The sequence below is a fragment of the Listeria weihenstephanensis genome, from assembly GCF_003534205.1.
GTDB classification, from domain to species: domain Bacteria; phylum Bacillota; class Bacilli; order Lactobacillales; family Listeriaceae; genus Listeria_A; species Listeria_A weihenstephanensis.
This window is the reverse complement of the sequence record NZ_CP011102.1, coordinates 101,127-126,377: the sequence shown is the minus strand read 5'-3', so window position 1 is coordinate 126,377 and position 25,251 is coordinate 101,127. Positions and strand designations below refer to the sequence as shown.

Here is a 25,251-nt window from a genome sequence, read left to right as displayed (position 1 = left end):
CGTCTAAACTCCTTCAACTATGCCCTCAAGATGAGAGGTATCATTTGCCTTAACTACGCGGAATTCACCATTTTCATACTCTACAACGGTGACACTCGTGTTTAAAATATGCGGCGTTTCCGTACGGTGCGTCTGTAATTCTGCCTCTTGCAAAGCCACAAAAATCAAAACTCGCAAAGCCATTCCGTGAGAAACCACTAAAATATTGCCCTCCGGTTGCTCCTCTAAAATCTGCTCTACCGCCATTTTTGTGCGTTCTTTCACTTGATGATATGTTTCACCTTTACTTACCTCAGCCTTATAATATTCTGGGTTATCCAACATCATCGCGTACTCATCACCAAAATTTTCAGTGATATCAACAAAAAGCTCGCCTTCCCAAATACCAAAACTCATTTCGCGAAGACCATCAAGCGTTCTTATATCTATGTCTCGATCACCAATAATATAACCAGTAGTATCCACCGTGCGCTTGCTTGGGCTAGAATATACAGCCGTAAAGTCCACGTCTTTGAGCGCTTCTCCAGTTGCAATTGCACCATTAATACCTTCTTCAATCAAAGGAGAATCGCCCCAACCTTGCATTCTTCTAGCCAAGTTCCATTCCGTTTTACCATGACGTACAAAATAAAAAGTGCGTTTACCCAAAATATTGCCTCCTCATAATTAACTATCCTCTAAAATTGTACCACTGTTCTCCGGAAAATTAAATGAAGTTTCGCACTTTTAACCAATTTTCACATAGTTGCGGCCATATTTTTGCCTCTTGATTATCTTGCGCCATCCCAAGTCCATGCCTACCCTGCTCAAACGTATGAATCGAATGTGGAACTTGGTGCCTTTGAAGCGCAGCCGCAAAAATAAAACTATTGTCCACTGGTACCGACTGATCCTCTTCCGTATGCCACAAAAAAGTGGGAGGTGTATGATTCGACACATGAATCTCATTAGAAAGCTCCATAATCTGCTGCTTCGTTGGCGTTTCACCTAACAAATTATGCAAACTTCCCTGGTGTGTCTGCGCTCGCATCGTGATAACTGGATACGCCAAAACCAACACATCTGGTCGCGTGCTATATTGATGCATCGGATCCTTTGCGTCTGGTTGGCCATCCTCCACATGTGTTGCCAGCGTGGAAGCCAAATGCCCACCTGCCGAAAAGCCAATGGCACCAACACGATCAGGATCAATACCCCACTCCTCCGCACGATGTCGCACCATTCGAATTGCCCATTTTGCATCCTCCAAAGGAATTGGATGTTTATACGGCGCTACTCGGTAATTCACTATAAAAGCAGCAATCCCAATACTATTTAGCCACTTTGCAACAGGTTCACCCTCTCGCTCCGTGCGCCTTCCATATCCGCCACCTTGAAAAATCAACATCGCCGGGACTTCATGCTTACTAGAAATCAAAAATCGCTCTAAACTAGGACAGCCGTCATTATTAACATCTTCTTGAATCTCAGTCATATTGTTTCACCGCCTATTATTATGTTACCTCTATCATAATAGAAACTGCTGTACATTACTATTATTTGTCGCTATCAAGCTCTGTTAAATGCGCCTCAATATCCGCACGCCGCTCTTCCAGTGCAGGCGGAAGCTCAACATACGTGCCATGCTCTTTTGCAAAATCCGTATTAAAGCCAGGCCCATCCGTTGCAAGCTCGATCAGAATACCATTTTCCTCCCTAAAATAAAACGAATGGAAATAATGGCGGTCAACAAAACCAGAATTCGGATAACCAAGATCTTGAATATACTCAATCCATTCCCGCAACTCCGTATCATTTGCTACCCGAAACGCCACATGATGCACGCTACCGATCCCCTCAACAGCATGCGGATCCTTAAAATTAGCCTCTAACTGAACCTCCGCGCCAGATCCACCTTCCCCAACTTGAAAAACCGTAACTAAACGCTCGTCATCTTCATACGCGCCAATCCGATCGAAACCTAGAACCTTTGTCAAAACACGATCTGTCTTCTCTTTTTTCAACGTCGAAAACAAAACAGGACCAAGCCCCACAATCGCGAATTCTACTGGAACCGGGCTTTCTTTCCACGGATTCCCGCCAGCAACACCTTTATTTTTGCGATCCGAAATAAGCTGAATAGACAATCCATCCACATCTTCAAAGTCTAAAACCTTACGATCAAATTGCTCATAAACGCCCTCATGTTTCACGTGAAACATTGTTAAACGCTCTTCCCAGTAAGCTAGCGCCTCATCATTCGGGACACGCAAGCCCATTCTGGCGATCGAATTATAACCCTTACTTCCCCGATTAGCCTGCGGAATTTCAAAAAATGTAACTGTCGTACCAGGATTCCCAATCTCATCCGCATAATATAAATGATACGTGTACGGGTCATCTTGATTCACCGTCTTTTTCACCAAACGTAAACCTAAAACCTTCGTATAAAAATCAAAATTAGCTCGTGCATTCTTCGTAATAATCGAGATATGATGTATTCCTCTTAATTCCATTGTGCCACTACTCCTCACTAATCATCTAATTTTTTTAATAAAGCAAGTAACTGTTTCTGCTCATCACGCGTCAACTTATCAAATTGCTCTTGCTGAAAAGCCTCTTGCGTCGGAACATTTTCTAAATAACAGGCTTTTCCCTGCTCCGTTAACGCGATATATTTTTCCTTTCCTTGCTTACGTCTACATATCAAACCTTGCGACTCTAGCTTCACTAACAGTTGCGTTATATTACCTTTTGTCACAACAAGCCTATCAGCTAGCGACTTCTGCGTGCTTTCACCTTCCAAGCCGATTTGAGCAATAACATCAAATTGCGCCATCGAGAGATTTGCCTTTTTGAGATTTTGATTGGTTAATTTAATATTGCGATTGTAAAATCTACTGAGCCTAAACCAAAGTAATACACCTAATCGTTGCTCTTTTTTCACCAAGGGAATCCCCTCCTCACATATAGTTTAGTTCTAAACTATATAAAAAGCAACTAATTACTCTTGTTCCATGATTTTTTCCAAATACGTAATGACAGCCTTCGCACGTTCCGTATCCCAAACACCACACATCGCCCCATACCACATACCGTCGAGCGTGATACTAATTAAATCCGCGCGTACCTGCCCAATCTCGGGTGTCATTTTTTCCAATTCCTGCTCGTAGACATCCCGCCAAACAGCCGTTGCTTCTTTGTTGGAGACAAGGACTTCCATAGCACCAGCATGAACCTTAATGAGTTCTGGATCATCTAGTTGACGAAGATTTCCTTGTAAAAAAGCGTGAACATAACGTAGAGCATCATTTTCAGGAAGTTTATCATATTCTTCCGCGACAATTTGTTTATATTTTTCAATTGTGAAATGAGTCAAGCCCATCATTAGATCTTGTTTATTTTTGAAATGATAGAAGATAGCCGGTTTAGTGATTCCGACCTTTTCCGCGATTTTAGCCAAGGTTAGCTGGTGGACGCCCTCTTCTTGAATTATTTGAATTGTCGCGTTTATTAGTTCTTGTTTTTTCATTTTTTTGATACCTGCCTTTGTTGTTGTGGGTCTTATGAAGCGCCCTTTGCTGAATTAGAGCCTCAATATGCATGAGAACGAAGTGAGCATGTAATCCATTAGTGGGTCTTGAGAGGCCAACTTAGGATTGTTGTAAAAATAAATATTCCGATTCACAGCTTGATGCACAGTACGAGTTGGTTTCACATATATTAAGACTACTTAAAACAGAATAAAAACCAGTATGTATTTCATTGATGTAGAGAACAACGATGCGAGGGAGCATGTTAAGTGAGTGTTCAGGGTTTTTGGGTGAAGTTTGGAGGTCACGTCTTGTGGAATCTCTTGAATTTTGTGGTTGTCGGGCTCCGCGCCTTCGGATCTAGCTTCACGCGCTAACTCCTCGAAAACTTCACGCCCTCCATAAAAATCAAAAGCAGATTTTTACTGCGGCCGCTCCAGTTTTTTTCGGAGCTGAACGAGCGCGTTCAGCTTTTCTAGTGTTTCCACTTTTCTTCTTTACTCTACCCCATTCCCCCTCTCTTATCAACTCAAAAAGGATCAACCCGTCAAACTGGTCGATCCTTTCTTGTTCTTCTACTATTTCAAATCTTCACCATTCGTCTCGATAACTTTCTTATACCAGAAAAATGAATCTTTTCGTGATCTTGCAAGTGTCCCGTTTCCTTCGTCATCTTGATCCACATAAATGAAGCCGTAACGTTTGGACATCTCACTTGTCGACGCACTAATCAAATCAATTGGGCCCCAACTCGTGTAACCAATTAGATCAACGCCATCTGCAATCGCTTCTTTCATCTGCTCAATATGTTTACGCAAATAATCAATGCGATAAGGATCGTGAATCGCGCCGTCAGACTCAACCGTATCATACGCACCCAAACCATTTTCCACAATGAAAAGCGGTACTCTATAACGATCGTATAAGCCGTTCAACGTCACACGCAAACCGATCGGATCAATTTGCCAACCCCAGTCAGAGCTTTCCAAGTATTCATTTTTAACGCCGCCCATGAAGTTTCCGCCTGTCACATCTTGATTTGGATCCGCCGAAACAGATAATGTCATGTAGTAACTGAATGACAAATAATCAACCGGATAATCTTTCAAAAGCTCCAAATCGCCGTCTTCCATTTTGATATTAATATTATTTTCCGCAAAATAGCGTTTAATAAAACCAGGATAATAACCACCCACTTGAACATCAGTGAAAAATAGATTCATCTGATTTTGGTGCTGAGCAAGCAAGATATCAGCTGGATTATTCGTCGCCGGGTACGTTTCCATACGCGCTAACATACAGCCAATTTCGAAGTCTGGATTAATCTCATGACCCAATTTTACAACCTTCGAACTCGCAACAAATTGATGATGCGCTGCTTGATAAGAAACTTCTAGCGGGTTTTCTACACGATCAACAACCACGCCACCACCAGTGTACGGGCTAATCGCGATAATATTAATCTCATTGAAAGTCAGCCAATACTTCACTTTATCCTTGTAACGCGTCATCACCGTCTCCGCATAACGCACATAATGATCGATAACCTCGCGACTCGCCCAACCATTATATTTCTGCGTCAAACCAAGCGGCGTCTCATAATGCGACAACGTCACGAGCGGCTCAATACCATACTTCACCAACTCATCAATCACATTATCGTAAAATTTCAAACCAGCCTCGTTCGGCGTTAAATCATCACCATTCGGGAAAATCCGCGCCCAGTTAAACGACAAACGAAACGTCTTGAATCCCATTTCCGCAAACAACGCAATATCCTCTTTATAGCGATGGTAAAAATCAACACCATCACGCTTCGGAAAACGAGCTTTCGATTTCCCCGCCAAAATTTCCTCGATCTCAGCCGAACTCACGTCCAGCGCGTGCCCATTACCGCGCTCCTCTTTCGGAACAAACTTCACCATATCAGCCGTTGAAAGACCTTTACCATCTAGGTCAAAGCCACCTTCAACTTGGTTCGCAGCCGTTGCGCCACCCCATAAAAATCCATCTGGAAATTGCTTTTTGATTTCTGTCATTTGTTTATTCGCTCCTCTCAATCTTGTTTACATTTTGAGTATACTTCATGTAATGCATTACAGAGCAAGCGAAATGTGGAGATAATTTTTATTTTTTCTCATGAAATACTTGTTGCACTTCCTTAAACATGAGATATCCATCCGTCTCCAAGTAAGGAATTGGAAGTATCGAGCTTATACCGATAAAAGTACTAAATACTTTTATAAATATAAAATCATAGCCTACAAACATGCCCATTATAATATTGACCGCTGCTGGCATCATTAGAATAAGGCTTTTTTTGAATAAATTCCAATTCTTATCCTCTTCGAATGAGACCGAACAATTGATTATAATCGGTGAGATAGCAAGCTTCTTTACATTAATATGAAAAAAATTGCCGATCACAACTCTATCTATTTTCCCTCTAAAAAGGACAACAAAAAATATATGAACGCATTCGTGCAATACAAGAACGATTACCCAACTTTTATAAATTTCTAGAATCATTCTTTTTATCCCTATAGTTCATCAAAAATAACGTCACGATAAACATGACTAAGGATATCCCCATCGTCGGAAGCATCATAATAAATCCAGCTGTGCTACCGATAATAAGCTGATTCCACGCCAAACATATAGGCACACTTATCATATAATCTATCATCATAATGAAGTAAAGTAACCTCTTGTTCTTTCTTGGCTTAAAGTTCAAATTAGCCATATCATTTAAGAATCCACTAACCAAATTAAAAGATCTTTGCCCAAAAGCTAAAATTAAGGCTGATATTATGACTGATAAAATCACTGATATTGGAATTATCGATGTTAATTTTTCTTTGTAGAATGATAATTGAATGGCCTGATCAACATAATTAGATGCATATTGATAACTTGGACCATGTACTTCTAAATAATCTAGCAGTTCTAGTGATTTTTTCGTATTTGTTTCTATAAATATTTTTGCGAAATATGGATCTTCATATCCTTGTTCTTTCAGAGTAGCCAACATTTTAGTTAATTGCGCTACATTTTTATCTGCTACTTCGGCTACTCCATAGCGCTGCATTTGATTTGAATAAGAAATTGCGGCTACAGGCGAACTAACAATCCCAACAATCTCATGCAGAACACCGTTTATTTCTACCTGTTCGCCTATAACGGATTCTTCATTAGAATCGTAGTCGAAGAACTTCTCTAATTGCGCAAATGATAAAGCGATTTCCTTTTCATTATCCTCAGGGAAACGTCCTTTAATTAACATCTTTTTGGAGACGGGAAATGAGGTTTCGTAATTAGGGGAACTCGTTATTATTTCTGGAAGTGCTAGTAAATCGAGTTTCGAGTTATCCAAAGTCAGTTCGTTTATATAAGCTTGATCTACCACATAAATTTGATTGATATATTCTTTGTTGTTTAACTCCCTTAACTCATCTATTGAAAGATAATTTAGATTTTGAAACTTCTCTTCTGCTTCACTACTTGTCATTACCGTATCAAAGTATCTAGAATAATTTTCTCCAATATCCAACATTTCAAAATAATAATCACTTTCCAGCTCTGCGTCCATCGGAACGGTATACAAAATAGTGTTGGAAACGATAATTGTCAACAGACTCGTCAGCACAAGAATAAACGACAGCATCAGTATGTTGAATTTTGATTTAAGTAAGTACGAAAAAAATTTCCGGTTCAATACAAATTTCTTTGTTAGCATCTCCAACCGAGTTTCTTCTAATTCAATCGCCGACGAGACTTCTATCTGTCCATTTTCAATCAAAATTGTTTTCTCAGAAAAATGTTCTAATCGTTTGTCATGACTAACTAAAAAAATGATCTTCGTCTTGGATAACTCACTTAGCACATTAGACAAAATCTCTGTCGAACCATTATCTAGGTTATTCGTTGGCTCATCTAATATAATCATGGCAGTGTCTAGTGATAAAGTACGGACTAATTCTACCTTAACAAACTCACCGCCACTTAAAGCTCGAATATCTTTGTCCAAATAGTGTGCATCAATAGAAAAAAGCTCACAGTATTGCTTTACTAAATGCGGATTTATCTCAGGAAACGCTAAAAATTGTCGTACCGTTGTTTTGTATTTCCAATTTTTTTGAGCAAAATAAGCAATATCTTTTTGTCGGGATTGCTTATTTTTTAATTCCCTTTCAATGAATGTAGTTTTACCTCCACCGTTACTCCCAGTAATCATATAGATTCCTGGTTTTTTTATTAAAAAAATGCTAAATGCTTTTGTATTATTCATAAATTCACCTTTCTGATGCTATATTTTACAGTTTTAGGAATTATAATAGAGGCAATTATATTAAAAATTGTTGGCACAACGATAATGCTAGCGATAAGGAAAGAATGTGTTAAAACCCACATACCTAATATTACGATTGCTACAACAATGATAGAAAACAGTTTAAATTCAGCAATCATATATGCTTTTTTCCTGAAGTTCACTAATTCTTTTTCATCGTATCCATAAAAAGCTAGGGTACTATAGCTATTTTTATAATTAGCCTCATACATATACAACAAAATGAATAACACGACTAATAGCAAGCCTATAAAGAGCAGTACTTTTTTGATTAATTCAAGGGAGCTACTGTATTTATTGACTTCTGCGTTTAATATTTCCGGTTCATAGCCTTTAATCAGTATTTTTTTTGCATACAACTTATTTGCTGCTAAAAAATCATAGAATGAATCATCTTTCTTTAACTCCACCTGAGCCTCTGTTAGTAAAACATCATTCTGCTTAACTTCAGATAGAACTTTCGAATATAATATCGGGCTAAATTCCATCTCTATTTGATTCTTTACTAGCGCTTTATTATACTTAATCCGATATCCCAATTGTTCTGCTTTAGCTAGAAAGTCCTCTGTCAATATGGAATTATCCGCTACATATAGTGATGGATTTTTATTGTTTTTAAAATAAGTTCCATCATCTACAATTACTTCCGTATCCTCACTAAGTTTCAAATAACGCCGTAAATCATCGACCATTATCGCCTTAGTATCTATAAATTCCTTAGAACTTGGGTTATATAACTCCAAATAAAATAAGTTTTTATACGTATCCTTCTTCAATTTTATCGACTGTTCTATATACTCATCTTCATTGATACGCTTTTCGTCATTAAAAAATTTACTCTTATTGAATTTAGTTGCCGACTGCACAAGTAACGTATTAATAGACTCCTTATCAATGTATAAAGACGAATTACTACTATACAATGCCGCTAGCTGATACGTTCCCTTCTTGCTCGTTGGCTTTTCATCCTCATTATTTATCACTAACAGGATTATCAAGCAAACAGCAAATAAAATCGTACATAACAGATAAAACACGTGCAGAAAGTAAGTTTTTCTTGGTTTTAATTTGATTTCTCGCTTTATCTCATTCTTTTTATCGAAGTGAATTTTCCCAGTAACAAGCTGCCCTGTTTCGTCGTAAATCTCTCCATTTTCAATAGTTAGCCTTTTTTGGTATTCTGTAAATCGGTCATCGTGTGTTATTAAAAGTATCTTTTTCCTTTGTGATACTTGATAAATAATTTGCTTTACTTTTTCAAAAACAACTATATCTAAATCGTTGGATGGTTCATCAAGAATGAGAACTTCTTGCTCTGATAAAATCACTCTCAATAAATTCACTAATCTTTTTTCGCCACCACTTAAATATTTACTTTTTTTAGTTAACAGGTAGTCCAACTTATGATTTTTCAAAAAACTGATAACCATTTCTTCTGATAACACATTCATTGTAATGTTAGTTAAAACTGTTTCTTGTTCTAAGATTTGATTATCATCTTGTTTCATCATGCAGCATATACTTCTGTTACCTGCTAATATATCCTTTGCTAACGTAGTTTTCCCTGCTCCATTTTTACCACTTAATATGTATATACCATTTCGAATTATATGCAATTTTATTATCCCTCTTTTTTCAATTGAACCAATTTCATAAGTCGCTTTTTATTCGAAATTAGACGAATCCAATTTTATGATTTTTCATTTTTAAACGTTCAGGAGTTGTTTTGTTGTCAGGCGTTCCACAGCAAATTTGACGGCATTATAGGTTAACTGGATCAAGCTTACATGCGTGGCCGTGGCTTTGCCACCATTAAAACGGACATTGGATAGCTGATAATTATTTTTTAAATAGCCATTTACTCGTTCCACAGCGCTTCGGAGGCTGTAAAGCTTTTCCCAAGCTTGAGTTCCACGCGCAGGTACCGCATATTTCCGAAGATTAGTTGTTTGCTTTATTTTGATCACCTTTTGGCACATACCTTCATCTCTCAGTGGACAGGTTTGGCATTTGTCCTGCGGACTAGTAAACTTCAGCGCTTGATAACGTTTGTCTACACTATCATATTTGTAGGGATATTCTAAAAAACATGTAGGATGAAAGTGTTCATTCACTTCTCCACTCGTGATTTCTCGACGCCGATTAAAATCAATGATTGGTTCTATCTTTAACTGATGGCCCGCGTGGTAGATTGCCGTCACATCGTAACCTTTGTCCATCATCATATAACTTGGTTTACTGCCAATAGCTGTTACCTGCCTTAAAAGAGGGATTGCAACAGATGAATCCGAGACAAAGGCTGCAGAAAGTAAACTGCCCACGATATATTGGATAGTCGTTGAAACAGCTAAATGCAACTTGTAGCCAAACCAAAACATATTTTTCCCCTTGCTGTTCTTTTTGATGCTCCATGTTGGGTTAGTTGGGATTGTTCGCATCAAATTTTCTGATGACATTGTTAATTGTTCTGCTACCGATGGTAGCTTTGGGTTATCTGTTTTATGCGCTTTATCATGTGCGGAGAAATGCGTCGCATCTATCGCTAATTGCTCTGAAAATAAGCCATTTATGGCATCGATTTGTTCCAGTAACACATGATTTACTGTTTGAAGGACATCTACATGTTGCGATAACACATGTGTGAAACGAGAAAAAGAAGCTTCTGATGGTACACGCTCCGAGTATAGAAATCCAAGATTCATCTTAAACAAAAGATCTTCATTTAAACGCTTTACAAACGCTTTGATTGTTGGAATGCCTTCTACATAACGAATCACAAGCGCTTTGAACGTCGCTTCATAGTTGAGGCTCAAAGGTCTTCCCATGCGAGTAGGTTTATCAAATAACCGTACGATCTTTACGAGCGGTAATGGGGAGAAAATTTCACTGTATCGTTTCATTGGTTCTAGTGTTAATAAAGTTTCCATGTCAAATAACGTTGGTTGGTGTATAATAGCCATGAGGGATCACTCCTTTTTGATTTTGTTTGGCTCGCACCTAACATTATATCAAAAATGGGGAGGTTCCTCTTTTTTATTGCTTTAAATCTCTTGAGCCGCAAGGCTTAGGAGTTATGAAATTAGTTCAATTAGATGAATGAAAAGCTCTGCTGATGCTCTTAAAGTACGAATAAATCTATGAGCATTTGAGATTTCACATTTTTATTAGTATTTTTCATTAATTTGTATGAATATTTGTCTTTTCCATTTGTAGAGTGTGCGAAAAACTCTCCATAGTAAGTATTGTTTTTCGAAGTATATCCATTATCATATTCGAGTATATATTTACCGTTATTTTTCTTATAATATATACTGTACTTTGTTTTTACCGTTCCAGATTTTTGATTCACCCCATAGTATACTTTACCACTGGTCCAATGTTTTTTAGTTTCAATGGCTGAGGCACTCTGGTTCACTTGATACGTATTACTCCACTGGTAGCTAGCGTCTACTCCCCGAACAGTATACCTAGCTTGTACAGTCGAAACTGCCAAAGATGCTACTGCAACACTCAAGCTAGCAACTGCAAGTATTACTATCCATGTTACTTTTGTTTTTTTCAAATTAACTCCCCCTTATTCTCGCTCTCCATCCATCTGTGAAAATGATAACATGGTAAATTGGTTAATGCAACATAATTTTGGATAATACTTCTTTTCTACATGTATCAACTATATTTCACACAAAAAAGCACTCCATCTAAGACAGAGCGCTCCTCTTCAAACATTATTATACTAAATCACTACCATTACTCTCAATCACTTTCTTATACCAATCAAATGACTTCTTCTTAGAACGATTCAGCGTACCTTTACCTTCATTATCGCGGTCAACATAGATGAAACCGTAACGCTTCTTCATCTCGCCAGAACCAGCGCTGACAAGGTCGATACAACCCCAAGGCGTATAGCCAATCAAATCCACGCCGTCCTCGATTGCCTCGCCCATTTCGCGCACATGTTCACGCATGTAATCAATCCGGTAATCATCATTAATCGAGCCATCAGCCTCAACGGTGTCCACTGCGCCCAGACCATTTTCCACAACGAAAAGTGGTTTTTGATAACGGTCATAAATTGCGTTCATTGTAATACGCAGACCAAGTGGATCGATTTGCCAGCCCCATTCGCTCGCTTCCAAATTCGGATTACGCAATGTCGCAAAAACGTTACCTTCCGTCTCCTTCATCACTTCCGGATCTGCACTTGTTAGGCGAGAAGAATAATAACTAAACGCCACATAGTCTACCGTATGATTTTTCAGAACGTCTAAATCGCCATCTTCTATCACTAAGTTAATATTGTTTTCCTTGAAGAAACGCTTGCTGTAACTTGGGTAGTAACCACGCGCTTGCACATCAATGAAGAAATAGCCTTCACGATCCGCTTGCATCGCTTTCCACACATCTTTCGGGTCACACGAGAACGCATACGTCGCGCCAGCCGCCAACATACAACCAACTTGGTTTTCCGGATCAATCTCATGCGCCAATTTCGTCGCCATCGCAGAAGCCACCAGCTGGTGATGCGCCGCTTGATACTTCGCCTCTTCCGGGTTCGCTTCCCCGTTCACATCCATACCTCCACCGAAAAATGGTAGATGCAAAATCATGTTAATCTCGTTAAAAGTCATCCAATATTTCACTTGTCCTTTATAACGATTAAAAATAACCTCACAGAAATTCATATAAAAATCGATACATTTGCGATTCTTCCAACCACCGTATTTTTTGAAAAGTTCCACCGGCGTATCAAAATGGTTAATCGTCACGACAGGCTCAATCCCGTATTTCGCACACTCTGCAAAAACACGATCATAAAACTCTAAACCAGCTTCATTCGGCGTTGCATCATCGCCATTCGGGAAAATACGCGGCCAGCTAATCGATAAACGGAACGACTTGAATCCCATTTCCGCAAACAACGCAATATCCTCTTTATAACGATGGTAGAAATCAATTGACTCGTGACTTGGATAATAATCATATTTCGTTTCAAGCGCTTTCGTCGGATTCATAACCGCATCCCAACGCCCTCCTTCAACAGACGGTAAAACATCGACAGGAGATAATCCCTTGCCATCCTCTAAATACGCGCCCTCACATTGATTGGCAGCAACCGCGCCGCCCCATAAAAATCCTTCTGGAAATGGTGATTTTGTCATAATAATTTTCTCTCCTTTTATAATTGAAATGGATTACATGTTCACTTTGTTCTCATGCATATTGAGGCTCTAAGAAAGCCCAATACACTTTCCAAGGGCCTCAACAATGCTGAAAGAGCCCGTTAGGCCCGAAAAAAACTGGAGCGGCCGCAGGAAAAACCCGTCCTCGGTTTTTGTGGAGGGCGTGAAGTTTTCGAGGGCCTGGCTCTTGAAGCTGAATCCGAAGGCGCCAAACAAGACGCCCCACTATACTATCTATAAGTTTGGCAGCAATGACGCTGCTTCTTTATCCAAAATAACTGTAATCGATGGATGCAATTGTAAAATGGAAGATGGCACAGCGTTCGTTACTTCACCAAAAAAGGCTTTTTTCACGATTTCCGCTTTGTGCTTCCCATTTGCAAACATAATAATATTTTTCGCCTGCATCACGGCTTTTGGCCCCATTGTCACATAAAAATCTGGAACCCTCGACGCATCTCCGCCAACCTCACCAAGCAAAATCTCCTTCATTTCAGGCGTCGTCGGAACCGCAACCGTCTCATCATGAACATCCGTCGTATCCGGCAAATTCCCACAAAAATGACCATCCGCGCCGATACCAAGCAACATCACATCAAGTCCGCCATCCACTTTCAACCTCGCGTCATGCGTCTCATAATTCGTTTCGTCCAACACGTGAATCTGCTCTGTCGGAATCCCGGCTGGCGTAAAAAACGACGCTGCCAAATTACTAATTGTCACACCTGGCTCATCAGTTCCTTTCAATGGAATCTCATCGAAATTATAATAATGAACATTATCAAAATAAGATTTCCCCTTCACCTGTGGAACAAGCTGCTCATACATCCGAAGTGGCGTATTCCCAGCCGTGATCGACATGTTAACACGGCGATCTTGGTACATATAACCGAGTAAATGTTGTCCTGCAATCGTACTCATTTCTTCATACGAACCTGTGATAATAAACTTCAAAAAATCAACTCCCATCTATATTTTATATCCTAAATCAAGTGTAACCTGTGTAATGCATTACAGGTCAAGCATATAGCTGCGCAAAAATTCATTCCACACCATTATATTTCGTCTTTTCAAATATCAATATCCGATTATTCCAACTCTTATTCATTGTTTAACCTATAAGAACTTTTTGAGGAACGAATGCTCGCTTCGCTCCCACTCATATTGAGGCTCTAATTCAGCAAAAAACACTTCATAAGAGCCACAACAACAATCCATTATTAATCACTGTACTATTCAAATTGTCCGATTCCGCTCCGTCACCCGATGAATATGAAGTGTCAAATACACCCGTTCATCCTTCGTAAGCGTTGCGTGATGCGCCTTTTGCAGATACGCATCAATTTTTCCCGTACATTCAAAACTCTCCGGATATTTCACCTGCACCTGATCAAAAAGAAAATCATCGCCAGAATCGACAATCTCATTCCGCAAAAGCCGCTGCGCAAAATACTGTAAATGCGTCACAAAACGCGTATAATTCAGCGACGACTCATCCAGCACCACATTAAAATGATACGTCACAATGTTCAGTACATCCTGCACAACCTGCGTCATATCAACCGTCGTCTTCATCGCCTGACCGTCCGTCCGCGCATTCACAATATGTAGCGCAATAAACCCAGCCTCGTCCTCACCAAGCTGAACCCCAAGCCGCTCCTTAATAATCTCCAGCGCCTTCAGACCAATCTTAAACTCATCCTTATAAAACTTCTTGATTTCCCACAACATCACATTACGAATTAGCATCCCTTTTTCATGCCGCGCGATCGCAAAACTGATATGATCCGTGAGCGTTAAATACACATTATCACTGATTTTCGCATCAAAAGTTTCCTTCGCATAATTCACAATCTCATCCGCAATTTCCAGATGTATTGCTGGAATCTCGCCAAGTAAATCCATCAATTTCTCAGACAATTCGTCCGTTTCCAAAACAAAAACCTTCTCAATCACCGCATCATCAATAATATCATCCAACTTCTTCTGGAATCCAACACCTTTGCCCATTATCACGAGCTCATGTCCCTGCTCATTCACCGCCAGAGCAACATTATTATTAATCGCTTTAATAATCTTCATAGAAGCCTCCTCGCTTTCATGGACGAAAAAAATACCAATATCTCACGCAGCTACACGTACTCAAATACGTGCTTCCCCGTCGATGTTGGTAATGCCTGATCGAATCAGTAACAATCCTTTTCCTAAAACTAAGTATATCACCTTATCGAAAGCGCTGTCAACAACATTCTTCCTCCTATTTTATAGCTCTTCCGTTTTGCTATACAAGTAAGAAAGTTCCATCATCGTTTCCCTTACAATCTCTTCCATAGCAACACATTGCACAGCTTCCTCTTTTGGAATAACCCGCCCAATTCGTAGCCATTTTTTCGAGTTTTCCAAGAGCTCCCGAAACCCTTCCCGAACCTCCAGATTTTCCAAATAATCCTGCAATCCCACGAAATTATCCGGCTCATCCTCATACGAAGTCCATACCTGATAATCCGCCACATCAATCCCCAATCCCCGAACCCACTCCGGCAAAAATTCCACCCACCGAATATGCTCCTCATAACTCGTCACCGAATCCGAGCTCCTGTACGCATGCCACTCCAAATAAATCCGAAAACTATCTTTTTTGAGCAAAATCGCAATCATACTCGCCGAATCCTGCCGTGACAATCCCTTATAATATGCCCAAAAATGCGACCGAACCTGCCAACCATTCGTCCAACTCTCCACTTTCGGCTTCCCAAAACCCACCGTTTCCCGCTGGCACAACAACGCAAACTCCTTCCAAACATCCCATCTAGCCTTATATTCCGCCTTCACACTCTCCACCAGCGTTGGCGTAAACTCCTTCATCTGCCGAAACTGAAAATAATCCCGATCAAAAAGCGCAAAATCCGCATCGCTAAACTGCATTATGTATCACTCCTTTTTGCAAACATCTACTATTAAGTAAGTATACACTATTTCACCACGGAAATGACAGACTAAAAAGGCTTGCGACAAGGAAACAAGCCCCACTAGTCCTGCGTATCAGCACGCTGAAGTTTGGAGAATTATCAGAGGAAACCCGACAAATCAGTCCTATTTAAAAATCCCCAAAACAAACCGAACCGTCTCTTCCATCACATCTTCCGCTTGTGGCGCATCACCAATCTGATCCATAAACGCATGAATCATTCCGTTATATTGAATATACTCCGTTGCCACGCCATTTTCACGTAATTGCGCTACCAAAACCTCATTTTGCAGCCGTAACGGATCAAACTCACCGACAGCAACTAGCGTTGGCGGAAGTTCCCCTAACCGCTCCGAATAAATTGGCGACACAAGTGAATTTTTCGTATTCTCTTGATTCTCCAAATACATCTCATCCACCTTAAAATCCAAGCTACCAAATCCAGCAACATATCCTGCTATGAGCTCCGCGTCAGCCTTTGCACCTAGACGGGATGCGTCCCAAAGCTCGCCCTTCCCATCAATTCCTCTCGCGACCGTCGGGTAAAGCAGCACCTGCGCACCAATATAATTCGTTCCAAATGTCCGATCAAGCAAGCTCACCGTGATACTCAAATTTCCACCCGCCGAGTCACCTGCAACCGCAATTTTTTCCTTCAAAATTCCCAATTTATCCGCATTCCGATATACCCATTTCACCGCGCGATATGAATCAAGCAATCCATCCGGATACGGTTTTTCAGGTGCCAGCGAATAGTCCACCGAAACCACCACGACATCCCCTTTATCCGCAAGTGTCCGACACGGATGCTCCACATTATCAAGCGAACCACCAAAAAATCCACCACCATGGAAAAAGACAATGACAGGTACGGGCTTACCCAGCGCTTCTTTCCGATAAATTCGCACAGGAATATTGCCATCCGCGACATCATTTTCTATAATAAGCGCGTTCACCGATATATCCCTACTCGGCCAACCCATGCTCGCGCGCAACGCTTCAACCGTCATCACTTGATTCGGATCTTGCTCAGCAGGCGCATCCTTTGGCATTAACTCCTGTTTCGTCGCCTCCGCAAGATAGCCCGATTCCTCCAAGCCAGGTACATATTTCACCCATTTTTCCGCATTCCCAGCCTTCGTTTTCAATAATTCCTTCGCTTCTTGATAATTCATCTTACTTCTCCTCCTTCATCAATTTTCTCGCCTCAAGTTCCCTCGTCATCGTGTCGCTCGTTTTGTCCAAGTTGTAGAACATCATAACCCCTGCCGCCAAAATGACACCAATAATTGGAACCCAAATATAGCTCCATTCAATCGCCATCAACGCCGACGCACTCTGAGTCTGATTTGGCACATAGCCACCAGCCGACAGCAGCCAGCCAGAGATTGCACCCCCAACACCCATCCCGATTTTAACGCCCATCGTCGGTGCCGAAGATAAGAAACCTTGCGCTCGAATCCCTGTTTTCCACTCGCCATAATCCACCGTATCCGCAGCCATTGTGAACAGAACCGGTTGAATCAGTCCAAGTCCCAACACCCCAACAATTGCCCCGATAAATAGCAAACTTACCGAATCATTCCCGCTCGAAATCCACACAATGAGTTGTCCTAATCCGAAAATCGCCAAACCCACCAACATCGTCGTCCGTTTCGTAAAAATTGAGGTTAACTTCGGAATACAGATCGTCGCCACAATACTCAGCGTCGAAACCCCCAGTATCCCAGCTGCTAAATCAGGCCGCCCAAAATTGTACGTCATATAATACATCGTCGACTGCATTTTGATCGTAAATACCAAGAAGTAAATAAAAGCAAAGATCACCATCACAACCCAAGGCCGATTTTTCCGCATCACGAGTAATAAATCCTTGAATTCAATTTTCTCCTTATCCGAAATTGGCTCCACTTTTTCACGAACATTTTTAAAAGCTATGAAAAAGAAAATAACCGCGAAAACAGCTAAAATAACCACCGTCCAAAAGAAGCCTTTCTGCTTATCGCCTTGACCAAGCAAATCAACCATCGGCAGCACACAAATACTCACAACCGCACTACCAAGCGCCGCAAAAATCATCCGAACTGTCACGATAACCGTCCGCTCTTTCGGACTGCTCGACAAACTCGGTAAGATTGCCGTCACTGGAACATTGATCGCCGAGTACATGATGCTAAGCGTCATATACGTGATGTAAGCGTATACTGTTTTACCCGTCAAACTCAGATCTGGCGTCGTAAACGTCATGACGAAAACAACAGCAAGCGGTATCGCGAGCCAGAGAAAGTATGGCCTTGATTTGCCCCACCTCGTGTTCGTCCTGTCAATCAAGATTCCAAAAACAGGTCCATCAAAAGCATCAATACAACGCGTCACTAGAAAAAGCGTCCCCACCGTCGCCGCACCAATACCAAAAACATCCGTGTAAAAATAAATCAAATACGTACTAATCATTGCAAAAACAAAATTTGATGCCGTATCGCTCAAACCATAGCTGATTCTTTCCTTCCAAGACGTTTGTTTATCAAACATGTTGTCTCCTCCTAAATTCAAAATGAAAGCGCATTCTTCACTTCTTATTCTAGAGGATAAACTAAGCAGTCACCCGTCCTTTTTTAGGCATTATACCGTCAAATTATGATTTTTCCCTTGAAGTCGATATTTATTAGGCGTTATTTTATACACTTTTTTGAAAACCCGCGTAAAAGATTTTTCGTTTGGAAACCCACAAGAATGCGCGATATAACTAATCGTTTTATCCGTATTCATCAACAACTGATGCGCCTTCCCAAGCCTGATTAACTCCAAATATTCCAGCACCGTACTATCCATATAACGCTTGAAAAACCGCGAAAAATACTCAGGTGTTAAGTTGAAATGCGCCGCCAAATCCGAAACTGATAGCTCCTCTGCATAATTATCCTTCATGTATGCAATCATTTTCGTCAACCTAGCCAAATGCTTCTCCGTCGTGATCAACGTCGTATTCCGCTTTTGCACCGAGTAATTTTTTATCAAAAGATACAGTACATCATACATGATCGCTGTGAGTCGCAACGAAGATAAGCCACGTTTCCCCGTCTCCGCTTCCACAATAAAATCAGCTAGCAAACCCTGCAACCGTGCTAATGATCCATCTGAAACTTCCTTCAAAAAACAGCAAAACTCAATTTCCGAAATATTCGGCACATGCTCTTGCAAAAAAGAGTAGGGAAAAAAGATTGATAACGCCTTCCGGTTCTCCTCAAAAAGAGGCAATATCGAGTGAATCGCATTCGAATTGATCACTAGAATATCACCAGGTTTGGTCGTATAATTTTGCCCATCAATGTAGAAGTTCTGCACTGAACCGATCGCCGTATAACTGATTTCCATCGCCTCATGCCAGTGCCTCGGCACAGAAACTGGGTCAGACGCCGTATGAATAATGTATTTCACAGGAATATTAGCATCCGCCTCAATCAATTCATGTGTGAACCCCATCTTCTGCTCTCCTCCTCACTCAAACTGCAAGAAAAAATTATACAAAGCCCCGTATAAATTGGCATCATTTTTAAAATGACACGTCACGATTTGAGGACTTGCCGCATGGAAAGGAGTCACCTTTTTAATCTCTTCTACTGCTAAATTAAGGCGTTCTGTCACGATTTCTTGCGCGCTAATCCCGCCACCAATCGCAATAATTTCAGGGTCAATCATGTATTGAATACTCATAATATGCGATGCCAATGCATAAATATACTCATCGAAAATCGCCACAGCTTCCGCGTCACCATCATGAATAAGCTGAAAACAAGTTTTTCCATCTGTTTTGTCTGCCAATCCTTTCGCCGTTGCAATCTTTGAAATCAGTTGCACCGCCGAACCCGTCATTCCAAAGACATTCCCCTGTAACGTTTTCGAGTTAAAATCCATCAGCATATAACTTACCTCACCGGCCATCAAATTAAAGCCATTACGCAGCTTTCCATCAATGATAATAGCACCGCCGACACCCGTTCCTAGGGTTAGAACAACCGCGCTTTCCACATCTTTCACTACGCCCAACCACAGTTCCGCAAGCGCCGCACTTTTCGCATCATTTTGAATCACCGCAGGAACTCCGCAAGCTTCCGTCAACATCGCCGCCAAATTTTTCTCATGCATAAACGGGAACGATCCACCTTTATAAATGATGCCCGTTTTCGTATCTACAATACCAGGACAACTGACCGCGATTCCCTTGACGTCCTCTTTATAAGGCAGGAATTTATCCACCAGTTGTGCGACCAGATCCTCCGCATTCTTCACATTCGTCGGGAATTTATCCTTCATAACCACCGTTCCCGCCCGATCCATCAAAGCATATTTAATAAAAGTCCCACCAATATCGTATACAAAATACATAAACCACGCCTCTTTCTCTAATCTATATCCTCCATTATAAGCCGTCACCTTTATTTTTGCCCACTAATTCGTGATTACTTTAGCGTCAAATATTGACCAGTTTAGAAAAAACGAAAAAACGCGCTTACTCCGATTCGGAAGTAAACGCGTCTCTGATAACTATTTATTTTTCGCAGCCGTGATAACTTCCACGCCACCCATATAATTTTGCAATACTTTCGGAACCGCGACAGAACCATCTGCCAACTGATAATTTTCCAAAATAGCCGCAACCGTACGGCCAATCGCAAGTCCAGAACCGTTCAGCGTGTGCACAAATTCAGGCTTCGCATTAGGCTCGCGACGGAAACGAATATTCGCACGACGCGCTTGGAACGCCTCAAAATTACTACAAGAAGAAATCTCGCGGTAGCAATCTCCACTCGGAATCCAAACCTCGATATCATATTTTTTCGCAGCCGTGAAACCTAGATCCGCAGTACACATGCTCAGCACGCGATATGGCAATTCCAAGAGACGCAACACTTCTTCCGCGTTATCCGTCAAAGCCTCAAGCGCCGCATAAGAATCCTCAGGTTTCACAAACTGAACCATTTCCACCTTATTAAACTGATGTTGACGAATCAATCCACGCGTATCACGACCGGCAGATCCCGCCTCAGAACGGAAACACGCGCTGTAAGCCGTATATTTTTGTGGCAAATCATCCACATTCATAATTTGATCACGATGATAGTTCGTCACCGGAACCTCCGCCGTCGGAATCAAGAAATAATCCTCTTTTTCAATCAAGAACGCATCCTCTTCAAACTTTGGCAATTGCCCAGTCCCCGTCATACTATCGCGATTCACCATGTATGGCGGCAACATTTCATCATACCCGTGCTCCGTCGCATGCAAGTCCATCATAAAATTAATCAACGCCCGCTCAAGTCTAGCGCCCAGTTTCTTATAAAAAACAAACCGGCTTCCCGCAACTTTCGCCGCATTCTCAAAATCAAGAATATCTAAATCCGTGCCCAAATCCCAATGTGGTTTTGGCTCAAAATCAAACGCGCGAACCTCGCCCCATTTGCGAACCTCAACATTATCATCCTCCGTGTCACCGATTGGCGTAGATTCATGAGGGATATTCGGAATCGCCATCAAAATGTTGCGCAACTTCTCATCAATCTCGTTTAACTCAATATCAAACGTCTTAATCCGATCCCCAACAACACGCATTTCCTCGATTTTCGCATCCGCATCCTGTTTCTCACGCTTCAACTGCGCAATCTCTTGCGAAACCTCATTACGTTGACTTTTAAGCGTCTCCACTTCCATAATCAACGTCCGACGCCGCGCATCAAGCGCACCAAACTTCTCAAATTCCCCAAGATCTTCCCCACGATGCGATAACTTCGCCTTCACACCTTCAAAATCCTCACGTAATAACTTAACATCTAACATCTCTTTTCCTCCTCACAAAATGATATTCTCAACTCTTACTTGGTTTGAGATTCGGTCCAGCCACGTTTCGCGTAAAGAAAACTAAAGGATTAACACTACGCTTCGCTCCGTCTTATATTTGGACTCTAAGAAAGCACAATACGCTTTCTAAAAGTCCAAACAAAAAAGACCCCCAAATCTCTCCCCAAATAAATACATGGAAAGGGACGGAAGTACCGCGTTGCCACCCTAATTGAGTCCGAGAACACATCCCAAACTCCAGCTCAATTGATATAACGGTTCCCACCGAAGCAGATTACTCACATTTCCTCTGCTCACTCCAAGACGGATTCATAAAAGCGTTCCTACTGATTTTCACCAACCATCAGCTCTCTAAAAAGCCCAACTTCTACTACTATCTCTTGTCAACGTTTTAATTCATTATTTAAGAACATTCTAACCCATAACACCATAATTAGCAAGCCCGAACAGAAAACTTATCACCACTCAAAATTTGTAATATCCTTATAAAAAGTCCATTAAATAATCATCAATAAAATCCCGAAAACCCGTGCTATAATAGGCTTACAAACAAGTTTATCAAGTCGATGGCAGCCTAGAAAGTAGGTGATGCCATGTTGTTCGTGGTTTCTTCCAGAAAGGAAAGAGCATGACTGTATTCGAAACAGGATTGAGATGGACTACAAACTCATTTCATTCCTTTGCGTATTGAGGTTCTAATTCGTTCCACTTCAAAGAACCATAACAATCGCATTTGCAGGCCGTATCGTTATGGTAATGAACAATAAAAATGACAAAAAATAAAGCCACTTTATACGCCCGACAGCTAAGTGGCTCTTGAAATATTCAGGCTGTCACCATCTAAATGGTGTTTGTAATTGGAAGTTGTGTTTGCCGCACAATTTTCTTTTCTCATTCATTATAACAATTCTCCTCCTTTGCAATACTCCCATTCATTCCAAAAATACAGTTTCAGAAAGTTTGTGAAATCACAAGTCTGCTTATTGGACAAACTGCCACTATTTTGCTATAAATAGGGTGGACGTATATCCATTAAAAATCCATTTAGGAGTGATATCGTGATCCTGTTAATTGACAATTACGACTCATTTACATACAATCTATATCAATATTTATTAGAACTCGGCAAAGAAGTTCAAGTTGTGAAAAATGATCAAATCACTCTCGACGAAGTTTGTGAAATAAATCCCGAATCGATTGTCATTTCACCAGGTCCTGGCACCCCAGATGATGCTGGAATCAGCTTAGCGCTTATTCATGAGTTTAGCGGCAGGATTCCTATTCTCGGTATTTGCTTAGGCCACCAAGCGATCGTTCAAGCATTTGGTGGTGAAATCATTCGCGCCCCAGAACCCGTTCACGGCAAAACCTCAACGATTACAAATGACCAAGAAGGTGTATTTACAAGCTTAAGCGCGCGTTTTTCAGTTACTAGATACCACTCGCTTATCGCTGCAGAATCACATCTACCCACAGAACTTATTATCACCGCAAAAACCGATGATGACCTCATTATGGCCGTCCGTCATCGCGAATTTTTAGTAGAAGGCGTGCAGTTTCATCCCGAAGCTATTCTTTCCGAGCATGGTCACGAAATATTAGCCAATTTTGTAAAACTAACAGAATGGAGCTACGAAAATGAAAATGCAATTCGATTTTAACGGAAAAACACAGCTTTTTTCCGCTCCAGAAGCTATTATTCAAACAGATAATATCGGTGATGTCATGGATCGGATGCAACAAGTGGAACAAGCGGTCGACCTTGGCTATTACGTTGCTGGGTATGTAGGCTATGAAGCTGCCGCCGCCTTCAATAAAGATCTCACAACCCGCCCAGCTGGAAAAATGCCACTACTTTGGTTCGGAGTTTTTCGTGAAATGCGCGAGGTAGAACAAGCCGATATAACGCTCTCACAACCACCCAAATTAGACTGGCAACCGACCACAGATTATGCATCTTATGCAAGTGGAATTCGCTTTATTCGCGACCAAATTGCAGCTGGAAATACATATCAAACCAATTATACGATCAGGCTACAAAGCAAGTTTGCCGAAGAGGATGAGAACTTTTATGAGCAGCTAAAAATTGCGCAAAAAGCGGATTACTCAGCGTATATCTCAACAGGCAGGTTCCACATTTTATCCGCCTCACCTGAACTTTTCTTCCATTGGAAAAACGGCACGATCAAAACAAAACCAATGAAAGGTACCGCCAGACGTGGAATGACGCTTACCGAAGACCTCAAAGCGCGGGATTGGCTCGTCGCATCGGCAAAGAATCAAGCAGAAAACGTGATGATTGTCGACTTACTCCGCAACGATCTTGGTCAAATTGCCAAACCAGGCTCTGTTAAAGTTCCGAACCTTTTTGATGTTGAGCGCTATCCAACCGTGTGGCAAATGACATCCACAGTTGTAGCCGAAACGTTGCCAGAAGTGCACTTAACCTCGATTTTCAAAGCCCTGTTTCCCTGTGGTTCCATTACCGGAGCCCCGAAAGTCAAGACAATGCAGCTCATCACCGAAGCAGAAACCTCTCCGCGCAACGTCTACTGCGGCACAATTGGCTATGTAACTCCCGACAAAGAGGCCATTTTCAGCGTGCCAATCCGCACTGTAGTAGTAGATACAGAAGAACAAACGGCTGAATACGGTGTTGGCGGCGGTATCGTTTGGGACTCACGGAGCGGCGCCGAATATGAAGAAGTTCAAGCAAAAGCATCGCTCCTCACAACTTACATACCAAAATTCGAGCTGTTAGAAAGCTTGCGATTAGAAGATGGCGCCTATTACCGTACTGATCTTCATCTAAAACGTATCGAAAAAAGCGCTGATTATTTTGGTTTCACGTGGAACATTGACGCTGCAAATGAGGCCCTACAATCGTTTGCAACCGATCACCCGAATGACATTTGGAAAGTTCGCTTGCTTTCAAATAAGAAAGGCGAGATTTCCATTGAGGGGACACTTATCATTTCCGATCCGATCACATGGACTGCCCATTTCGCCGATAAATCCGTCAATAGCACCAACCCATTCCTTTACCACAAAACAACGAATCGAGCGATGTACGAAAAACGCCGTCGAATCGACTATGACGAAACACTTCTATGGAATGAGCGAGGCGAGATTACCGAATTTATCAATGGCAACCTAGTCGTAGAAATCGATGGTCAACTAGTCACCCCAAAACTATCATCCGGCTTACTCGGAGGAACAATGCGTGAAACCCTTCTTGCCGAAAAAACAATTACCGAAAGAATTCTGCATCGTAATGACCTCCTAAAAGCCACTAAAACATGGCTAATCAACAGCGTCCGAGGCTGGGTCAACATCGATCTACACTGAAATGAAAAAAGCCTTACCAAACATTCATCAAATTCT

The 25,251-nt window shown here is 41.2% G+C and carries 22 protein-coding genes and 1 other annotated feature; of the genes, 2 read left to right on the top strand and 20 right to left on the bottom strand.

The annotated features are described in order from the left end of the window. Nucleotides 1-3 precede the first annotated feature (3 nt). The 20 genes from UE46_RS00550 to serS form a co-directional block, all read right to left on the bottom strand. Complete coding sequence (locus UE46_RS00550) at nucleotides 4-648, bottom strand: histidine phosphatase family protein (RefSeq protein ID WP_221638512.1); 645 nt, start codon at nucleotides 646-648, stop codon at nucleotides 4-6. 58 nt (nucleotides 649-706) lie between these two features. Beyond that, nucleotides 707-1,474, bottom strand: a complete 768-nt coding sequence (locus UE46_RS00545) for an alpha/beta hydrolase (protein ID WP_051492776.1) — start codon at nucleotides 1,472-1,474, stop codon at nucleotides 707-709. Between the two features lie 61 nt (nucleotides 1,475-1,535). Next, nucleotides 1,536-2,495, bottom strand: a complete 960-nt coding sequence (locus tag UE46_RS00540; RefSeq protein ID WP_036058947.1) for a ring-cleaving dioxygenase — start codon at nucleotides 2,493-2,495, stop codon at nucleotides 1,536-1,538. Between the two features lie 17 nt (nucleotides 2,496-2,512). After that, the gene (locus UE46_RS00535) at nucleotides 2,513-2,929 is read right to left on the bottom strand and encodes a MarR family winged helix-turn-helix transcriptional regulator (RefSeq protein ID WP_077912433.1); all 417 of its coding nucleotides are present in this window, start codon (nucleotides 2,927-2,929) and stop codon (nucleotides 2,513-2,515) included. A gap of 54 nt (nucleotides 2,930-2,983) precedes the next feature. Further along, nucleotides 2,984-3,511: a TetR/AcrR family transcriptional regulator gene (locus UE46_RS00530; RefSeq protein WP_051492775.1), complete on the bottom strand. Its 528-nt coding sequence runs from the start codon at nucleotides 3,509-3,511 to the stop codon at nucleotides 2,984-2,986. A gap of 579 nt (nucleotides 3,512-4,090) precedes the next feature. After that, complete coding sequence (locus UE46_RS00525; protein WP_036058946.1) at nucleotides 4,091-5,551, bottom strand: glycoside hydrolase family 1 protein; 1,461 nt, start codon at nucleotides 5,549-5,551, stop codon at nucleotides 4,091-4,093. Nucleotides 5,552-5,639: 88 nt separating this feature from the next. Beyond that, the gene (locus UE46_RS16180; protein WP_233230956.1) at nucleotides 5,640-5,816 is read right to left on the bottom strand and encodes a hypothetical protein; all 177 of its coding nucleotides are present in this window, start codon (nucleotides 5,814-5,816) and stop codon (nucleotides 5,640-5,642) included. 205 nt (nucleotides 5,817-6,021) lie between these two features. Further along, nucleotides 6,022-7,800, bottom strand: a complete 1,779-nt coding sequence (locus tag UE46_RS00515; RefSeq protein ID WP_036058941.1) for an ATP-binding cassette domain-containing protein — start codon at nucleotides 7,798-7,800, stop codon at nucleotides 6,022-6,024. Next, the gene (locus UE46_RS00510) at nucleotides 7,797-9,476 is read right to left on the bottom strand and encodes an ATP-binding cassette domain-containing protein (RefSeq protein ID WP_118907332.1); all 1,680 of its coding nucleotides are present in this window, start codon (nucleotides 9,474-9,476) and stop codon (nucleotides 7,797-7,799) included. Before UE46_RS00510 ends, UE46_RS00515 begins: the two co-directional genes overlap by 4 nt. A 90-nt stretch (nucleotides 9,477-9,566) precedes the next feature. Further along, entirely contained in the window at nucleotides 9,567-10,820 is a 1,254-nt protein-coding gene (locus tag UE46_RS00505; protein ID WP_118907331.1) for a transposase, read from the bottom strand. A 158-nt stretch (nucleotides 10,821-10,978) separates the two neighbouring features. Beyond that, complete coding sequence (locus UE46_RS00500) at nucleotides 10,979-11,422, bottom strand: hypothetical protein (protein ID WP_036060605.1); 444 nt, start codon at nucleotides 11,420-11,422, stop codon at nucleotides 10,979-10,981. Nucleotides 11,423-11,588: 166 nt separating this feature from the next. Further along, a complete protein-coding gene (locus UE46_RS00495; protein WP_036060604.1) occupies nucleotides 11,589-13,022 on the bottom strand; it encodes a 6-phospho-beta-glucosidase in 1,434 nt (477 codons plus the stop codon). Nucleotides 13,023-13,277: 255 nt separating this feature from the next. After that, entirely contained in the window at nucleotides 13,278-13,997 is a 720-nt protein-coding gene (locus UE46_RS00490; protein WP_036060617.1) for a glucosamine-6-phosphate deaminase, read from the bottom strand. Nucleotides 13,998-14,279: 282 nt separating this feature from the next. Continuing rightward, complete coding sequence (licT, locus tag UE46_RS00485; RefSeq protein WP_036060602.1) at nucleotides 14,280-15,125, bottom strand: BglG family transcription antiterminator LicT; 846 nt, start codon at nucleotides 15,123-15,125, stop codon at nucleotides 14,280-14,282. Between the two features lie 180 nt (nucleotides 15,126-15,305). Further along, on the bottom strand, nucleotides 15,306-15,968 hold the full coding sequence (locus UE46_RS00480) for an HI_0552 family protein (protein WP_118907329.1): 663 nt from the start codon (nucleotides 15,966-15,968) through the stop codon (nucleotides 15,306-15,308). A 168-nt stretch (nucleotides 15,969-16,136) separates the two neighbouring features. Beyond that, nucleotides 16,137-17,186, bottom strand: coding sequence for an alpha/beta hydrolase (locus tag UE46_RS00475; protein WP_036060599.1), 1,050 nt, complete (start codon nucleotides 17,184-17,186; stop codon nucleotides 16,137-16,139). Between the two features lies 1 nt (nucleotide 17,187). Further along, on the bottom strand, nucleotides 17,188-18,543 hold the full coding sequence (locus UE46_RS00470) for a glycoside-pentoside-hexuronide (GPH):cation symporter (RefSeq protein WP_036060596.1): 1,356 nt from the start codon (nucleotides 18,541-18,543) through the stop codon (nucleotides 17,188-17,190). Nucleotides 18,544-18,633: 90 nt separating this feature from the next. Further along, entirely contained in the window at nucleotides 18,634-19,494 is an 861-nt protein-coding gene (locus UE46_RS00465) for a helix-turn-helix domain-containing protein (protein ID WP_036060593.1), read from the bottom strand. A gap of 15 nt (nucleotides 19,495-19,509) precedes the next feature. Continuing rightward, nucleotides 19,510-20,397: an ROK family protein gene (locus tag UE46_RS00460; RefSeq protein ID WP_036060591.1), complete on the bottom strand. Its 888-nt coding sequence runs from the start codon at nucleotides 20,395-20,397 to the stop codon at nucleotides 19,510-19,512. 159 nt (nucleotides 20,398-20,556) lie between these two features. Next, nucleotides 20,557-21,846: a serine--tRNA ligase gene (gene serS / locus UE46_RS00455; protein ID WP_036060589.1), complete on the bottom strand. Its 1,290-nt coding sequence runs from the start codon at nucleotides 21,844-21,846 to the stop codon at nucleotides 20,557-20,559. Nucleotides 21,847-22,045: 199 nt separating this feature from the next. Then, nucleotides 22,046-22,263, bottom strand: a binding site (T-box leader). A 662-nt stretch (nucleotides 22,264-22,925) separates the two neighbouring features. Here serS and UE46_RS00450 point away from each other — a divergent pair. Further along, nucleotides 22,926-23,528, top strand: coding sequence for an anthranilate synthase component II (locus UE46_RS00450; RefSeq protein WP_036060587.1), 603 nt, complete (start codon nucleotides 22,926-22,928; stop codon nucleotides 23,526-23,528). Continuing rightward, nucleotides 23,506-25,215 (top strand): aminodeoxychorismate synthase component I, encoded by a 1,710-nt coding sequence (pabB, locus tag UE46_RS00445; RefSeq protein WP_118907328.1) that lies wholly within the window; start codon nucleotides 23,506-23,508, stop codon nucleotides 25,213-25,215. Before UE46_RS00450 ends, pabB begins: the two co-directional genes overlap by 23 nt. The last annotated feature ends 36 nt before the right edge of the window (nucleotides 25,216-25,251 follow it).

Coding starts and splice junctions, on each gene's coding strand:
- UE46_RS00545 (WP_051492776.1), bottom strand. CDS start 1,474: ATGACTGAGATTCAAGAAGATGTTAATAATGACGGCTGTCCTAGTTTA.
- UE46_RS00495 (WP_036060604.1), bottom strand. CDS start 13,022: ATGACAAAATCACCATTTCCAGAAGGATTTTTATGGGGCGGCGCGGTT.
- UE46_RS00460 (WP_036060591.1), bottom strand. CDS start 20,397: ATGTATTTTGTATACGATATTGGTGGGACTTTTATTAAATATGCTTTG.
- pabB (WP_118907328.1), top strand. CDS start 23,506: ATGAAAATGCAATTCGATTTTAACGGAAAAACACAGCTTTTTTCCGCT.
- serS (WP_036060589.1), bottom strand. CDS start 21,846: ATGTTAGATGTTAAGTTATTACGTGAGGATTTTGAAGGTGTGAAGGCG.
- UE46_RS00470 (WP_036060596.1), bottom strand. CDS start 18,543: ATGTTTGATAAACAAACGTCTTGGAAGGAAAGAATCAGCTATGGTTTG.
- UE46_RS16180 (WP_233230956.1), bottom strand. CDS start 5,816: ATGATGCCAGCAGCGGTCAATATTATAATGGGCATGTTTGTAGGCTAT.
- licT (WP_036060602.1), bottom strand. CDS start 15,125: ATGAAGATTATTAAAGCGATTAATAATAATGTTGCTCTGGCGGTGAAT.
- UE46_RS00505 (WP_118907331.1), bottom strand. CDS start 10,820: ATGGCTATTATACACCAACCAACGTTATTTGACATGGAAACTTTATTA.
- UE46_RS00540 (WP_036058947.1), bottom strand. CDS start 2,495: ATGGAATTAAGAGGAATACATCATATCTCGATTATTACGAAGAATGCA.
- UE46_RS00475 (WP_036060599.1), bottom strand. CDS start 17,186: ATGAATTATCAAGAAGCGAAGGAATTATTGAAAACGAAGGCTGGGAAT.
- UE46_RS00515 (WP_036058941.1), bottom strand. CDS start 7,800: ATGAATAATACAAAAGCATTTAGCATTTTTTTAATAAAAAAACCAGGA.
- UE46_RS00480 (WP_118907329.1), bottom strand. CDS start 15,968: ATGCAGTTTAGCGATGCGGATTTTGCGCTTTTTGATCGGGATTATTTT.
- UE46_RS00530 (WP_051492775.1), bottom strand. CDS start 3,511: ATGAAAAAACAAGAACTAATAAACGCGACAATTCAAATAATTCAAGAA.
- UE46_RS00525 (WP_036058946.1), bottom strand. CDS start 5,551: ATGACAGAAATCAAAAAGCAATTTCCAGATGGATTTTTATGGGGTGGC.
- UE46_RS00465 (WP_036060593.1), bottom strand. CDS start 19,494: ATGGGGTTCACACATGAATTGATTGAGGCGGATGCTAATATTCCTGTG.